The organism is Spirosoma rhododendri (assembly GCF_012849055.1).
GTDB classification, from domain to species: Bacteria; Bacteroidota; Bacteroidia; order Cytophagales; family Spirosomataceae; genus Spirosoma; species Spirosoma rhododendri.
Genome location: NZ_CP051677.1, coordinates 5,679,078 through 5,694,100 on the forward strand (window position 1 = coordinate 5,679,078; position 15,023 = coordinate 5,694,100).

Here is a 15,023-nt window from a genome sequence, read left to right on the forward strand (position 1 = left end):
ATCCTGCCTATGAACCGCCTGTGCCTGCTTATCAGCCTCTTACTCGTCGGCCTGACGCAATCGTGGGCCCAGACGACCTACTGTAACCCGATGGACATCAGCTATCGGTACAATTTCGAGCAGTTGAACGAGCGGATTTCGTACCGCTCCGGGGCCGACCCGGTCATTATTAATCATAAGGGAGAATACTACCTGTTCGTCACGATTCAGGGCGGCTGGTGGCACTCGAAAGACCTCGCCAACTGGCAGTACATCGTGCCCGATAAATGGCCGATGGAGGATATGTGCGCCCCGGCGGCACTGTCCGTCCGCGACACGTTGTACCTGTTTCAGAGCACCTTCGAGCAGCGACCCATCTTCATCTCGACGCAGCCCGAACAGGGTAAGCTGACATTCTACAACCGATGGCTCCCACGCCTGCCCAAAGACATCGGCCCCTGGGACCCGGCGCTGTTTCACGACGACGATACCGACAAGTGGTATATGTACTGGGGCTCCTCAAACGTGTACCCGATTTTCGGGGCCGAACTCGACAAAAGCCGCAACCTCACGTATGCGGGCAACAATCCGGCACAGGCCTACAAAGCGATGTTCTGGCTCGACCCCTATCAGCACGGCTGGGAACGCTTCGGTCCTAATCATTCCGACCCGATCAAACCGTTTGTCGAAGGCGCGTGGATGACCAAGCACAACGGCAAGTACTACCTGCAATACGGCGCGCCGGGTACCGAATACAACGTTTACGGCAACGGTACTTACGTCGGTAAAGACCCGCTCGGCCCGTTCGAGTACGCGCCCTACAACCCCATCGCCTACAAGCCGGGTGGCTTCGCGACAGGTACGGGACACGGCAACACCTTTCAGGATAATTTTGGCAACTACTGGAACACCGGCACCACCTGGATTGGTGTCAACTGGGGGATGGAACGGCGGATCATGATGCACCCCGCCGGCTTTGATAAAGACGATCAACTCTTCGCCACGACCCGCTTCGGCGACTGGCCCCACCGCCTGCCCACGAAAAAATGGACTGACCGGGAAGACCTCTTTACGGGCTGGATGCTGCTCAACTACAAAAAGCCCGTCGTAGCCTCCTCAACACTGACACCCACTGCTCCCGACTCTATCCGGGCGGGGTTCGTAACCGACGAAAACCCGCGCGCATTCTGGGTAGCCGCGCAGAACCGACCCGGCGAAACACTGACGACGGATCTGGGTGCCCTCTGCGACGTCAAAGCCGTGCAGGTCGATTATTTCGATTACAAACTCGCCATCTTCGACTCCGATTCGACGGTGTATACCCAATTCAAAATCCTGACCTCGCCCGACAACAAAACCTGGACCGTTGCCGCCGACCTCACCCGCGAACCCAAACGCGACCGAGCCTGCGCCTATGTCGAACTGGCCAAGCCGCAGCGAGCGCGGTACGTTCGCTACGAACACGTCTACACGGCGGGGCAGCACCTGAGCATCAACGCGTTTCGGGTGTTTGGCAATAGTACGGGCAAAGCCCCGGCCGTTCCGACGATGACCGCCAAACGCCAGAAAGACCAGCGCAATACCAACCTGACCTGGACAAAAGTACCGGGAGCTATGGGCTACAACATCCGCTGGGGCATTGCCCCCGACAAGCTGTATCAGACGTACCAGTTCTGGCACGACCAGCCCAGTCAGTTTGAGTTGCGCGCTCTAAACATCGGCGTCCCGTATTATTTTGCCGTCGAGTCGTTCAACGAAACCGGCGTATCAGCCTTAAGTCCGGTCGTATCGGCAACAAACTAACCGTACTTTGTACCTGGCCGTACGTACCGCCAATACCAACAACCAATGACCTTCACCTTCCGAAACGACCAGCCCGACGAATTTTTGGCTATTCTCCGCGAAGTCGCCCATTGGCTGGTCGATAGTCAGCAGGAATTGTGGGCACCCGATACGCTGACGGCTGCGAATCTGATCAACGACGATACGCGCGGCAACTGCTACGTAATGTATGCCGATGGGCTACCGGCGGCAGCGTTTATTTTGCAGTGGAAATCTTCGCTTTACTTCCCCGACGTTCCCGACAATACGGCGGGCTTTATTCACAAGCTAGCTATTCGGCGGCTGTTCGCCGGGCAAAACCTGTTTGCCGCCGTACTCGATTTCTGCCAGCAACGTTGCCGGGAGCGTGGAATCGGCGAACTGCAACTGGAAACCGACGCCAACCGCCCCGCCCTGATGCGTTTCTACGAACGGAACGGCTTTACACCTACTTATCAGCGCACCATACACGAATTCGGACAAACCTTCACGTGCCAGTATTACGTGATGCCGTTCTGAATTCGCAGCCGTGAAGAACAAGGCTGCATAGCCCGCGGGCCGAAACAAGGTCGTACCTTGCAGGTATGTTCTCTGACCGCCGACTGCTGCACATTTACGCCATTATTTTCATCGACATCGTTGTCGGTTCGGCGATTGGGCCGATTCTGCCCGCCTTCGTCAAGTCGATGGAGCGGCCGCAGGTGTGGCTGGCCCTCGGCACGGCGCTGTTTCTCGGCATGCAGTTGTTCTCGGCCCCGCTGCTCGGCAAACTCTCCGACGGCTACGGCCGCCGACCTATTTTCATTGTGTCATCGGTAGGAACATTTATCGCGAACACGTTTCTGCTTCCCGTTCGGCTGGGGGCGTTACTGGCCAACCGGTTCAGCGACGGCCTGACCAACGGGATGTACGCCACCGTCCGTTCGGCCATTACCGACATTTCACCCAAAGAAGATCTGTTTCGCAACCTTGGTATCGAAGGGGCGATTCTGTCGCTGGGATTTGTGATCGGGCCGGGGGTGTCGGGGCTGCTGCTGACGGCGTTTGATGTGGTCGAAGGCGATCAGGCGCGGGTCGTCGTCATCATGGGTGTGCTGCTGTCGTCGGTCAACGTACTGCTGAGCTGGACACTGCGCGAAACGCACCCCAACCCACCCGGCGTGACGATAGCCGCGCTCAAAACCGAACTCGTGCAGGCGCTTAACGTGGCCAATCTCTGGGGGCGGCTGCGTGCGAAAGACAAACAGCACGGAGGGCTGAAAACGCTGGTGCTGATGCAACTGGCTCTGACATTTAGCATCGGTTATTACAACTACTTCGTTACGTTCGTCAGCTTCGGCGCGCTCCATTTCGACGCCAAGGGCATCTCCTATTTTTTCATGTACTTCGGCGCGTTGAGCGTGGTCATCAGCTACGTGTTTTACACCTACCTCGCCGACCGTATCAATCAGCAGCGGGCCATTGTCTGGCTGGCCGCGCTGGGCGTACCGGTACTGGCAGGCTACGGACTAATCGGCACGTCGACAGTCTGGCTGTACGTACTCGTCACGATTGACTGCCTGACACTGTCGCTCATTCAGGGACTGATCGAGGGGCTGATGGCGCAGCGCACCACCGACGTCGACCGGGGCGAAATCTTCGGTATCAATCAGGCATTACAGGGGCTGGCGAGCATCGTAACAACCCTGATTTTCGGCCTGCTCTCGCTGATCGACCTGCGCCTGCCGTTTGCGTGGTTCGCACTTTGCCTGGCGGTCGTTGCTTACCTGGCCTGGCAGCGCGACGAAATCGCTGATTTTTCGGCGGGGTTACAGCCCGATCAGCAGACGGATTGACAGGCTGGTCTGAATGGTCGATGCAGGGATAGCACGGTGAGTAAGCTACCTTGCCGGTTTGCTTTTGGCTATTGCCGATTTATTCACCAGCCATGCACAACGCACTGATTATAAGCCTACTGCTCCTCCTAAGCTGTCAGCCTGCATCTATCCCGGAAGCGAAGCAGTACAGCGTTCCAGCCAGCGTGGAACCATACATTCGGTCGTTTCAGATGGAAGCGCAGAGCCGCAATCACGCCGTTTCCATCGACAATCTGGTGGTTGAATTTGGCGATGCACAGGGCGAAGATGTGTGCGGTCGGTGTATCCTGGAAGCAGGCAAAGCACCGCGCATTGTCCTAAACATGAATGATTACTGCTGGCAGCAGGCCAGTACTAATGAGAGAGAAGGGCTGATTTTTCACGAACTGGGTCACTGCCTGCTCAACCGGCAGCACCGCACCGACCGGTTTCCCAAAGGGGCTTACGTCAGCCTGATGAATCCCGACGATATGGGTGTCTACGCAACCTGCCGCTACCCCATCGATGATGAGTGTGATAAACGCCCCCGGCGAACGTATTACCTGGATGAATTAGTCAACCCCGCCACGCCGGCCCCCACCTGGGCCCAATAATCAACCCGGCCGAAGCGGGTAATCAGGCAAAAAACAGTATGTTCGCTTTTCGCAACCTGCTGTTTCCTATGCTCAAATCTACGCTGCTGCTGTCGCTGCTGTCGGGCAGTCTCGCGCTGGCCCAGTCGACCGTTCCAACCGTTTCTACGTATCAGCCGCCCGCCTTTACTGACCCCGACCGGGTCAGGAAGATCGAAGCCGCCTGGCCGGTCATCGAAAAGCTGTATCAGGACTACGCGCAGAAGCAGCACTTTCCGGGTATGGCCTTTGGACTGGTGGTCGACGGAAAGCTGCTGAAAGCGGGTGCTACGGGCTATACCGATCTGGCGACCAAAACCGCAGCCACGCCCGCGTCGCTGTTCCGCATTGCGTCGATGACCAAAAGCCTGACCGCGATGGCCATTCTGAAACTGCGCGACGAAGGCAAAATCCGGCTCGACGATCCTGCCGAGCTGTACGTGCCGCAGTTGAAGAAACTGCGCTATTTGACCACCGATTCGCCCCGCATCACCGTCCGCAACCTGCTCACACACTCGGCCGGTTTTCCCGAAGACAACCCCTACGGCGACCGCCAACTGGGCGACTCCGAAGCCGAACTGACGCGCTTCCTCGATGGTGGGGTGTCGCTGTCCAACGTGCCGGGTGTGGCCTACGAATACAGCAATCTGGGCTTCGTGCTGCTGGGCCGTATCCTGACCAACGTGACCGGCAAACCGTATCAACAATATATCACGGAGTCGATTCTGAAGCCGCTGGGGATGAACGATACGCGCTGGGAGTACACGCAGGTACCGGCCGACAAGCTGGCGCACGGCTACCGCTGGCAGGGGAACGAATGGCTCGAGGAAGAACTGCTGCATGACGGGTCGCACGGCGCGATGGGTGGCCTGATTACCTCGATCAACGATTTTAGCAAGTACATGGCCGTGCATCAGCAGGCATCTCCCCCACGTTCGGGTAGCGAAACGGGTCCGGTTCGGCGGTCGTCGGTACGGGAGATGCAACAACCGTGGACATTCAGCTCCCTCAACGGAGCCTTCCGCTATCCCGACGGCCGCGCCTGCCCCATGACCAGCAGCTATGCCTACGGTCTGCGCTGGAGCCACGACTGCGGTGATCGCGTCTACGTAGGTCATACCGGTGGCCTACCCGGCTTCGGCAGTCAGTGGTGGATCATGCCCGAGTATGGCATCGGCGTCGTGGCGTATGGCAACCTGACCTACGCCAGCATGGGGTCGGTCAACTGGGCAGTACTCGACACACTGATTCGCTCGGCGGGCTTGACACCGCGTCAGCTGCCCGTTTCGCCGGTTCTGGCGCAGCGCAAAGCCGAACTCGTCAAACTCCTCCCCGACTGGACCAACGCCGAACGCAGCGGCATCTTCGCCGAAAACTTCTTCCCCGACCACTCGGTCGAACTGCGCCGGCAGGAAGCGCAGGCCTTGTTTAACAAGGTTGGCAAGATTACCAGCGTGGGTGAGCTGAAGCCCGAAAACCAGCTACGCGGCACCTTTCGCCTGACCGGCGAACGCGGGGCTATCAACGTCTTTTTCACGCTCACCCCCGAAACCCCCGCCCTAATTCAGCAGCTCGACCTGAACGAGGTGAAGCCGTAGCTTACCGGGCTTTCTTGGCCTTACCTTTTACCGCAGTAGCCCCGACGCCGAGCTGGGTTAAGGCTGCTTCCAATACCGTATCGCGCCCCAACTGGACATCAGCAACTGTAGGCCGAACTAACAGTTGGGGTTGAATACCCTTGGCGTTCCACTCTGTCCCATCGGGATACATGTCCCGCTTGGTACAGACGCGGGCCATCACCCCGCCGGGCAAGGCAAACGCCAGCGGTTGCCCGGTGCTACCGCCCGTTGGTTCGCCGATAATCGTTCCCCGTTTCATGGCATCGAATACCACGGCGAAATCTTCGGCGGCAGAGAAGGTTTCGCCACTCGTCAGCACAACGACAGGTTTGGTATACAGGTGCTTACCGTTGGGTTGCCAGCTGTTACCGCTTTCAACCGACTCCAGCACGACACCTTCACCCCGCGCCCGACGCAGCGGACTGTAAAGCCGCGATTCATACGAGCCGGTTTTCATAGGCTTATCGGTCAGGTAGCTCAGGATGTTCCACCCGTAGTCGCTGCTGCCGCCCCCATTTCGGCGAACGTCGAGAATCAGCGCACTTGTTGGCGCGATGGAATCGTAAGCGGCTTTAAAACGGGTAAGCGCCTGATCGTCATCGAAGCTATTGAGCTGCACGTAAGCTACATTACCCGGCAGAATACGAAACGCAAAGGCCGGTTCGGGATTGAGTTTACCATAGCCGAAGCGCGGTAAAACACGGGTGAACGTCTGCCCTTTAGCGTCGCGGAAACTAACCGTTACCGGCTTATCTTTTGGGCCGCGTAACAGGTTGTACAGGTACGTTTGCACATCCAGGTTTTGCGTTGTCGAACCGGCCTGATAGGGTCGCACATATTGATCGGCGTACGCCTTGGCAGGCATGCCGTCGATGGTGACGATTTCCAGCCCGGGCCGAATACCCGTGCGTTGCAGGCTATCACTCATGACAGTCTGCACCAGCACTTTATTCTCAACAAGCACAGCACCGACGGGTGGACGACGCGATACGGAATCAGCCAGTTGATTGTCGCCGGCCCAAACCCCGGTATGGCCGTCGTGAAGCTGCGCGACGAAGCGTTTCAACACGCGGTAATAGTCGGCCGTGGAGCGCGTCGCACGAACGTTGGGCAGGTAATCCAGATACAGCTTGTCCCAATCGATAGTGGGAACGTGATCGAAATACGCAAAGTTGTACTTGGCTTCCGACCACAATTTCGACAGATCAGCCACTTTCTCGTCGTCGCTGATATTGACCTGATAAGGCGTTTTGAGGGCTTCGGAGTTAAACAGCCGATCACCAATCATAGCTTTCGTTATCAGATCGGCGATGACTGGTTGTTTACGTACGTCCGCGAACGCGGGTTCCTCATTAACCCATTTCACGTAGTATTGAGCCCGTTTGCCAGACAGCAGATAGGTCAGTACAGTAGCCGCCTTTTCTGTCTGCCCCATCTTAGCCTGAACCACCGCCAGGTCAAACGACATATCCCCCTTCCGGGCCATCAGGTATTGGTTGACTTTGGCCAGTTCCTGCACCTCCGGGCGGTGGTAATAGGCCATCGCATCGAGCAGAATCTGTTCGGCCTTTTTCAGGCTATCGACTGGCGGATTAGGCGCGTCACCGACGATTTTATCGGCCCGCCGACGTTCGCCCTGCAAATACTCGTATTCCTTCATGCCGGGCCGCGCATCCTGTGCGAAGCCAATCAGCGTACTAACCACAACAGACAGAAGCGTAAAAACAGTTTTCATGAGGTAAGTAGACCAGGGGTTGTCGATAGTGACATAACGTAGAGTCCGCAAAAAAATGATGCGTTGTTTCGTACTCGGTCGTCATTTCGTCTCCAGCGTCAGCATCGCGAAACACGTCACGAAACCTCTTCTAGTTTCTCCCCCGAAAACGCCACTGCTTTCTCAGCAAACAGCACTTTTGTCGCGGCCCAGGTCGTGCGGAACAGCTCACTTTGCCGGTAGGCTTCCAGCGCATCGGCGGATTCCCACAAGCTGTACGTCATGCGCACGGCGGGGTTTTCGGGATCGCGCAGGAGTTCGAGATGGTGGTTGCCGGGAAAGGCGCGAATGTGGGCTTTCGACCGGTCGAAGATTGCATGGAAGTCAGCCAGCTTATCCGGCTGGAAGGTCATGCGAACGATTCTAACAAGCATATTCTTTTTAACACAGAGACACGGAGAACACAGTGCTAATCAACAAACTAATCGGTATCGAACCGCCTTACCACACCGCAATTATGCGTTGCTTTGCAGCAAAATCCCACCGCATACCATGTCAAAAATTGAATATAATGATCTGAGCCGGGCAATCATTGGCGGCTGTATTGACGTGCATCGCGAACTTGGCCCCGGTTTACTGGAAAGCGTTTACGAAGAGTGCCTTGCGTTTGAATTGCAGAGTCGGGGGTTGTTTGTCGAACGACAGTACGAACTTCCCGTCGTCTATAAAGATCAGGTACTGAGTAAAACGTTCGTTATGGACTTGATTGTCAACGGCCTGATCGTTGTGGAGTTGAAAGCCGTTCAAACCCTGCTACCCGTCCGCGAAGTACAGTTACTAACTTACCTCCGCATGGCCCGCCTTAAGCTTGGTTTGTTGATTAATTTCAACGTCGAACTGATGCGCGATGGGATCATTCGCAAAATCAATGGTTATCTCTAGCAAAGGCGCATTGAGCACACAACGTAACCATCTCTTGTTTCTGTGTTCTCTGTGTCTCTGTGTTGAAAATCCTTTGTTAAAATCCTGCATTGAAAATTAACTCCTAAACCCAATGAATTATCGCACATTTGGCCGCACGGGCTGGAACATCTCTGAAATTGGCTACGGTATGTGGGGCCTGGCGGGCTGGACCGGCTCCGAACGCGAAACCACCGACAAAGCCCTCGACCTCGCCGTCGAGCGCGGCTGCAACTTCTTCGACACAGCCTGGGGCTACGGCGAAGGACTGAGCGAGCGCATCCTCGGCGAACTGCTCAAGCGCAATCCGGACAAAAAGCTGTACGTCGCAACGAAGATTCCACCAAAGAACCGCATCTGGCCCTCAAAACCAGAGTTCCAGTTGAACGACGTGTTCCCGTCGGATTACATCGTGGAATACGTCGACAAAAGTTTGCAAAATCTGGGCGTCGAGACGATTGACCTGATGCAGTTTCACGTTTGGGAAGACAGCTGGGCCGACCGCGACGAGTGGAAAGACGCTATCACCAAACTAAGCGAACAGGGCAAAGTGCAGGCGTGGGGCATCAGCCTGAACCGCTGGGAACCAGACAATTCGCTCAACACACTGAAAACCGGGCTGATCGACGCGGTGCAGGTCATCTATAACATCTTCGACCAAAACCCGGAAGACAACCTGTTTCCGCTCTGCAAAAAGCTGAACCTGGGCATCATCGCCCGCGTGCCATTCGACGAAGGAACATTGACGGGGACGTTCACGAAGGAAACCACTTTCCCCGCCGACGACTGGCGCTCGACGTACTTCGTACCGGAAAACCTCAACAGCAGCGTCGACCATGCCGATGCGCTGAAGCCACTAATTCCGGCCGGAATGACGATGCCCGAAATGGCGCTGCGGTTCATCCTGAGCAACCCCGACGTCCACACGACCATCCCCGGTATGCGCCAACTCCGCAACGTCGAAGCCAACACCGCCGTCAGCGACGGGAAGGGCCTAACACCCGAACTCCTGCACGAGCTGAAAGGCCACCGCTGGGACCGCACTCCGACGGAATGGAGCCAGTAGTTTTTTGGGTTTAAGGGTCAAGGTTTAATGTTTAAGGTCATTGACCCTAAACGTTAAACCTTGAACTTTGACCATTAAACTCACACATGAAACTCCTCCTCGTTGAAGACGAACCAGCGTTGCAGCAGTCGGTGCGGCAGTACCTGACGGGTGAAGGGTATACCGTGACGACGGCAGACACCTACCGGCAGGCCACCGAACGAGCCAACGACTACGACTATGATTGCGTGGTGGTCGACCTGATGCTGCCCGACGGCAACGGGCTGGACTTGGTGCGTGAACTGAAACAGCGGCAGTCGAGCGCGGGAATTATCGTTATAACAGCTAAAGACGCCCTCGCCGACAAACTGACGGGTCTCGACGCCGGTGCCGACGATTACCTGACCAAGCCGTTCCACCTGCCCGAACTCAACGCCCGCATCCGGTCGGTGCTGCGCCGGCGGCTGTTTGGCGGGCAGGCCAAGATGCAGGTGGGCGAGCTGACACTGTGGCCCGAGCAGCAGCGCGTCAGCGTAGGTACTACCGACGTAAAACTGACCGCCAAAGAGTACGAACTGCTGCTGTTCTTCGTAACGAACGCCGAGCGGGTTTTATCGAAATCAGCCATTGCCGAACACGTCTGGGGCGACGCGATGGACATGGCCGACTCCCACGATTTCCTGTACACGCACGTCAAGAACCTGCGCCGAAAACTCATCGCGGCCGGTTGCCCCGACTACGTGCAGACGCGCTACGGAGCCGGCTACGTCTTCTCAACCCGCACCGACGCATGAGCCTGCTTGGTCAGACGGCCCGCTACCTGCTGCTATCGGCACTGGTCATAGCCGCGCTGGGGTCAGTGGGTTTTTACGTGCTTATCCATCGGCAGATTCAGCACGAAGTTGATGAGATTCTGGCAAACCGGGTCGAGCACGTCCGGTTGCAGCTTGGCCGACCGACCGATTCGGCAGCGACCCGCCAACTGACTGCGCCAACCAGCAACCCACGCACAGAGCGAGTTGCTTTGCCCGAAAAAACCCGGTTCAGCGACGCCGTGCAGATCGACTCGCTCGACGGTAACCGGCGTATCGACATCCGCCAACTGGAAAAGACCGTTACGGTCGACGGCCAACACTACCGCGTTACGACGTACGAACCGTACTTCGAATTCAATGAGCTGACCCGCGAACTGTCGGGGGTTGTGATACTGGCGTTTCTGCTGCTGATGGGCTTGTCGGTGGGGGTCGGGCTGGGGCTGGCGCGTCGGCTGTGGCGTCCCTTTCACGCAACCGTCGATCAGCTACCCGCCGTGCAGTTCGATACGGGAATCCAACCCGTGTTCCCGATCAGTTCGGTGCGCGAGTTCAACCTGCTGAGCCGGTCACTAACCGACCTGACCCGCAAGCTGCGCCGGCAATTTCTACTGCAAAAACAATTCACCGAAAACGCATCGCACGAGTTGCAGACACCCCTCGCCGTGGCGGCTGCCGAACTCGACCACCTCATGCAGTCGGAGCACCTGAATGCGACCGATCACCGGCATCTGCAACAGGTTTCGTCGGCACTGAACCGCATGAGTCAGCTAAGCCGGTCGCTGCTGTTGCTGACGCAGGTGGAGAACAATCAGTTTGCCGACGCCGACACGGTCGATCTGAGCGCGCTGCTGCATCAGTTTCTTGGCGAATACGAGCCGTTTTTCACCCACAAAAACATTGCTCTGACATCGTGCATTAGTCCGGGCGTACTGCTGTCGATCAATCGGCAACTGGCGACCATTCTGTTGACCAACCTGCTGAAAAATGCCGTTCGGCACGGTGAATCAGACGGGCGCGTTCAACTCGCACTGACGCCGGATTTGCTGACGATCAGCAATACGGGTGCGCCCCTGCCCTTCGCCGATTCGCTGCTGTTTACCCGCTTCGTCCGTAACCCCGCCCGCCCCGACTCGACGGGTCTTGGCCTGGCCCTTATCAGGCAAATCGCCGACCGGTATCAGTTGCCGCTGGCTTACCAATACGACCCCACCGACCGGATGCACACGTTCCGGCTGGGGCTACGATGAGCGCAGGAAAAAGTAAAAAACGGGTGCGATGAGCACACCCTCGACGATCCAGATATAAAGCGGATTATCGTTAGTCAGCCGCCGGACGAGCAGGTGAATCGCCACGCAGAAAGCCGCTAATGGTAGGCCAAGGATAATTTCGAGCGGGTAGTCGCGCTGTTGGTCGGGGGTTCCGTACAGCGTAAAATACAGACCGTGGAATGTCCAGTACAAACCCAGCACTACCCCAAACACCAGGGGCGCAATCCAGCTTGCCAGTTTCTCAATGTTCATGGCATCGTTTGTTGGTTTAGTAAACAAACGAATTCGGAGCAAGTCGGGATTTCGCTAGTTCATCAGCGACCGCAACGAAGCAGGGGCCACAAAACGGAGGTCGAGAAATGGGCCGTGCAGGTGATCGAAATCGGCATCGGTCGTTACCAGCGTCAGCCCAAGTAGCGACGCCGTAGCCGCAATCCACAGATCATGCTTACCCATATTGCGCGGAGTAATGAACGGGACCTTTGGGAAATTCAGGTGCTTCCGCTGACTGTAAGCGTCGATATGAATGTACGTTTTGAGAAACGTCTGACTCATTTCGACAATCTGCGCTTCGTCGAGGGCCATCTCCAGACGATGGCGTCTATCTTGAGACCAATTTTGCTGAAAAGCAATCGACTCTACTTCAGCTATACTAGCGAACGAAACGTGTATGTTCCGATTATCAGGATTAATGGCTTGAAGTATTTTGTAACCAGATGTGTCGCGGGCAAGGTAAAGGAGGATATTAGTATCGAAAAGAAGGTTCATTTGCGCTTTAGGTCCTCCAGTGCCGCGTCAAGTTCTTCGTCAGTAATCGGTTCACCACCCAGATTGTAAAGCTTTTTCGGGTCGTGGCCCGTCAATCTAGCGAAAGCAGTAGCGCCCCCGGCCGCGATGATTTCGTCGGCGGAGTACGTTTTGAATTTCTTGAAGAAGGGACGCTGATCGTCTATTTTTTCGGACTGCATGGTGTGTTGGGTACGTTCTATGTACGAAACAACAAAATAATCACTAGAATTCATACGAGTCTGCCGCTTCAAAGTTGCTTCAGATTTGCGCCCGAAACTTGCCGTCTGATTCATACGCTGATGTTAAAATCTGTACTTGCTGCCTGCCTGTTTCTTCTGTTCGTACTGCCCACGTTTGCCCAGTCGAGCCGCGTCGTTCGGGTGCAGGACAGCCTTACCCGCGAGCCGGTTATCGGTGCAACCGTCCGCACGCCCAACTCGGTAAAACCGCTTATTGGTGCCGTTACAGATGCCAACGGTTTGGCTACAATCTCCGGCTTACCCACCAGCGTTACCGGCCTCGTTGCCAGCGCGGTGGGATACGAAACCGGTTCGTTTCCTCTAACCGCTGGCAGCGATACGCTTGTTTTCCTATTGAAAAGCGTCGATGAGTCGCTCGATGAAGTGACGGTGTCGGCTACGCGGACCAACTCGCGGATCGAGGATTTACCCATCAAAGTAGAGGTGCTCGGTCAGGAAGACATGAACGAGGAAAGCGCCGTGGTGCCGGGTAACATCAGCAGTATTCTCGGCGACATTTCGATTATCCACGTGCAGCGAACGTCGGCCGTCAACGGTAACCAGGCCATTCGGATGCAGGGCCTTGACCCGAAATACACGCAGATTCTGCGCGACGGGCTACCGCTCTACGAAGGCTTTTCGGGCAACCTCGGCGTGTTGCAGATTCCGCCCCTCGACCTCAAGCAGATTGAAGTCATCAAAGGCTCGGTATCGACGCTGTACGGCGGTGGGGCTATCGGCGGACTTATCAATATTGTCTCGAAATCGCCCACGTCGGAGAAGCCCGAATTTACGGCCCTGCTCAACCGGTCGGGGCTGAAAGAGAGCAACGGCAACGCTTACTATTCACAGAAATATGGCAAAACCGGCCTGACGCTGTTTACGGGCTATACCAATCAGCAGGCCGTCGACGTAACGGGTGACGGATTCACGGACAGCCCACAGATAAAACAGGTGACGGTTCACCCCCGCTTTTTCTGGAACCCGTCTAACGACAGCCGGTTTAACATCGGCTACTCGTATACAACCGAACACCGCGAAGGTGGCTACCTGCCCCGGCTGGAAGGCACGGCAGCCGCCAACACCTACCAGAACATCACCGACCTGCAACGTCATACCGTCGATTTCGACGCAAATCATAACACCTCCGAAACCAACAGTTTCACACTCAAAGGTGCGCTGAGTACGTTTCACCGGAAAAATACCGACTACCAGAAACTGTCGGACGGGCGGCAGTCGTCGGTGTATCTGGAAGCCAACGATTTAAAGCGTTTCGGCAAACAGCAGCTCATCGTCGGAGCAAACCTGACCGTTGAAGCGTTCCGCAAAAACGCCGATAGCACCCGGTTGGTCGATTACACGTACAGCACCATCGGCGGGTTCGTGCAGGACGACTGGCAGGTGGGCGAGAAAGTCAGCCTACAGGCCGGGCTGCGCGTCGACCACCACAACACGTTCGGTAATTTCGTGCTGCCCCGGCTGTCGCTGAAACTCAAACCATCGGACCCGTGGACAGTACGGCTGAGCGTCGGGACGGGCTACAAAACACCGAATCTGTTCGTCAACCAGACGCCCGGTGCCCTGAACGTCAGTTTGATTTTTCCGCGTCTACTACCTATCGACGTTGCCACTGTCAAAGCCGAACGGTCGGTTGGTACGAACATGGACATTGCCTACAGCAAGACGTTTGAAAACGGCTTCTCGATTCAGGTCGATCAGGCGTTTTATTACACCTATATCAATACGCCGGTTGTCGCGCAGTTTGCCAGCCTGTCGGGTACGTTGGGTGCGTATACAAACCTCGTTAATGCGCCCTATAACGTGTTCAGCGTGGGAACGGATACGTATGTGCGGCTCGAATACAAGTCGTTTGAACTGTACCTGGGTTACAACCATACCCTCGCCAAACGCGCCGACAAAAACAGCACCGACGTGGCTAACAACAGCTACTTACCACTGGCCCCACAGGACAAATTTTCGACTACGCTGGCCTGGGAGAACGAGCATTTCCGCTTCGGCGTCGAGAGCAGTTTTGTCGGGCGACAGTACCTCTACAACAATGAGCGGGTGCGGAATTACTGGATTGTGGCCGGTGCTGCCGAGTATCATTACAACGAACACTGGCGGCTGGTACTGAACACAGAAAACGCATTGAACGTCAAGCAGGCCAATTACGAAACCGTCGTGACGGGTACCAACCCGACCGTTCAGCCCACGTTCCGCCCCGTCTGGGCACCGTTGGAAGGTATCATTGTGAACGCGGCTTTGAAGTACACGCTGTGAGGGCGGGTTCAAGGTTTAATGGTT

Annotated in this window: 15 protein-coding genes; 10 read left to right on the forward strand and 5 right to left on the reverse strand. The window is 56.3% G+C overall.

The genetic code is table 11. From position 1 onward, the window contains the following. Positions 1-9: 9 nt before the first annotated feature. From HH216_RS23900 to HH216_RS23920, 5 genes are all read left to right on the forward strand, one after another. Positions 10-1,782, forward strand: a complete 1,773-nt coding sequence (locus tag HH216_RS23900) for a family 43 glycosylhydrolase (protein WP_169553145.1) — start codon at positions 10-12, stop codon at positions 1,780-1,782. A gap of 45 nt (positions 1,783-1,827) precedes the next feature. Beyond that, positions 1,828-2,319, forward strand: a complete 492-nt coding sequence (locus HH216_RS23905) for a GNAT family N-acetyltransferase (RefSeq protein ID WP_169553146.1) — start codon at positions 1,828-1,830, stop codon at positions 2,317-2,319. A gap of 65 nt (positions 2,320-2,384) precedes the next feature. Continuing rightward, positions 2,385-3,635, forward strand: a complete 1,251-nt coding sequence (locus HH216_RS23910; protein ID WP_169553147.1) for an MFS transporter — start codon at positions 2,385-2,387, stop codon at positions 3,633-3,635. A 92-nt stretch (positions 3,636-3,727) separates the two neighbouring features. Continuing rightward, on the forward strand, positions 3,728-4,249 hold the full coding sequence (locus HH216_RS23915; RefSeq protein ID WP_169553148.1) for a hypothetical protein: 522 nt from the start codon (positions 3,728-3,730) through the stop codon (positions 4,247-4,249). A 68-nt stretch (positions 4,250-4,317) separates the two neighbouring features. Further along, a complete protein-coding gene (locus HH216_RS23920; RefSeq protein WP_169553149.1) occupies positions 4,318-5,865 on the forward strand; it encodes a serine hydrolase domain-containing protein in 1,548 nt (515 codons plus the stop codon). A gap of 1 nt (position 5,866) precedes the next feature. On the opposite strand, the gene HH216_RS23925 is transcribed toward HH216_RS23920, so the two are convergent. Together HH216_RS23925 and HH216_RS23930 are read right to left on the reverse strand one after the other, a co-directional pair. Next, positions 5,867-7,621: a S41 family peptidase gene (locus HH216_RS23925; protein ID WP_169553150.1), complete on the reverse strand. Its 1,755-nt coding sequence runs from the start codon at positions 7,619-7,621 to the stop codon at positions 5,867-5,869. Positions 7,622-7,737: 116 nt separating this feature from the next. Then, positions 7,738-8,034: a putative quinol monooxygenase gene (locus HH216_RS23930; RefSeq protein WP_169553151.1), complete on the reverse strand. Its 297-nt coding sequence runs from the start codon at positions 8,032-8,034 to the stop codon at positions 7,738-7,740. A gap of 118 nt (positions 8,035-8,152) precedes the next feature. On the opposite strand from HH216_RS23930, the gene HH216_RS23935 reads away from it, so the two are divergent. The 4 genes from HH216_RS23935 to HH216_RS23950 all read left to right on the forward strand — a co-directional run bounded on the left by HH216_RS23935 (position 8,153) and on the right by HH216_RS23950 (position 11,667). After that, positions 8,153-8,542, forward strand: coding sequence for a GxxExxY protein (locus HH216_RS23935; protein WP_169553152.1), 390 nt, complete (start codon positions 8,153-8,155; stop codon positions 8,540-8,542). 112 nt (positions 8,543-8,654) lie between these two features. Continuing rightward, the gene (locus HH216_RS23940) at positions 8,655-9,626 is read left to right on the forward strand and encodes an aldo/keto reductase (protein WP_169553153.1); all 972 of its coding nucleotides are present in this window, start codon (positions 8,655-8,657) and stop codon (positions 9,624-9,626) included. Positions 9,627-9,712: 86 nt separating this feature from the next. After that, complete coding sequence (locus HH216_RS23945) at positions 9,713-10,399, forward strand: response regulator transcription factor (RefSeq protein WP_169553154.1); 687 nt, start codon at positions 9,713-9,715, stop codon at positions 10,397-10,399. Next, positions 10,396-11,667: a sensor histidine kinase gene (locus HH216_RS23950; RefSeq protein ID WP_169553155.1), complete on the forward strand. Its 1,272-nt coding sequence runs from the start codon at positions 10,396-10,398 to the stop codon at positions 11,665-11,667. The genes HH216_RS23945 and HH216_RS23950 overlap by 4 nt, the downstream gene beginning before the upstream one ends. On the opposite strand, the gene HH216_RS23955 is transcribed toward HH216_RS23950, so the two are convergent. Genes HH216_RS23955 through HH216_RS23965 form a run of 3 tightly spaced genes read right to left on the reverse strand, consistent with a single transcriptional unit; the run spans position 11,659 to position 12,656 of the window. Then, entirely contained in the window at positions 11,659-11,940 is a 282-nt protein-coding gene (locus HH216_RS23955; RefSeq protein WP_169553156.1) for a hypothetical protein, read from the reverse strand. The genes HH216_RS23950 and HH216_RS23955 overlap by 9 nt on opposite strands. A gap of 54 nt (positions 11,941-11,994) precedes the next feature. After that, positions 11,995-12,456, reverse strand: coding sequence for a type II toxin-antitoxin system VapC family toxin (locus HH216_RS23960; RefSeq protein WP_169553157.1), 462 nt, complete (start codon positions 12,454-12,456; stop codon positions 11,995-11,997). Further along, positions 12,453-12,656 (reverse strand): hypothetical protein, encoded by a 204-nt coding sequence (locus HH216_RS23965; protein ID WP_169553158.1) that lies wholly within the window; start codon positions 12,654-12,656, stop codon positions 12,453-12,455. Before HH216_RS23965 ends, HH216_RS23960 begins: the two co-directional genes overlap by 4 nt. A 120-nt stretch (positions 12,657-12,776) precedes the next feature. Between HH216_RS23965 and HH216_RS23970 the strand changes: the two genes are divergently transcribed. After that, positions 12,777-14,999, forward strand: a complete 2,223-nt coding sequence (locus HH216_RS23970) for a TonB-dependent receptor (protein ID WP_169553159.1) — start codon at positions 12,777-12,779, stop codon at positions 14,997-14,999. Positions 15,000-15,023 lie beyond the last annotated feature (24 nt).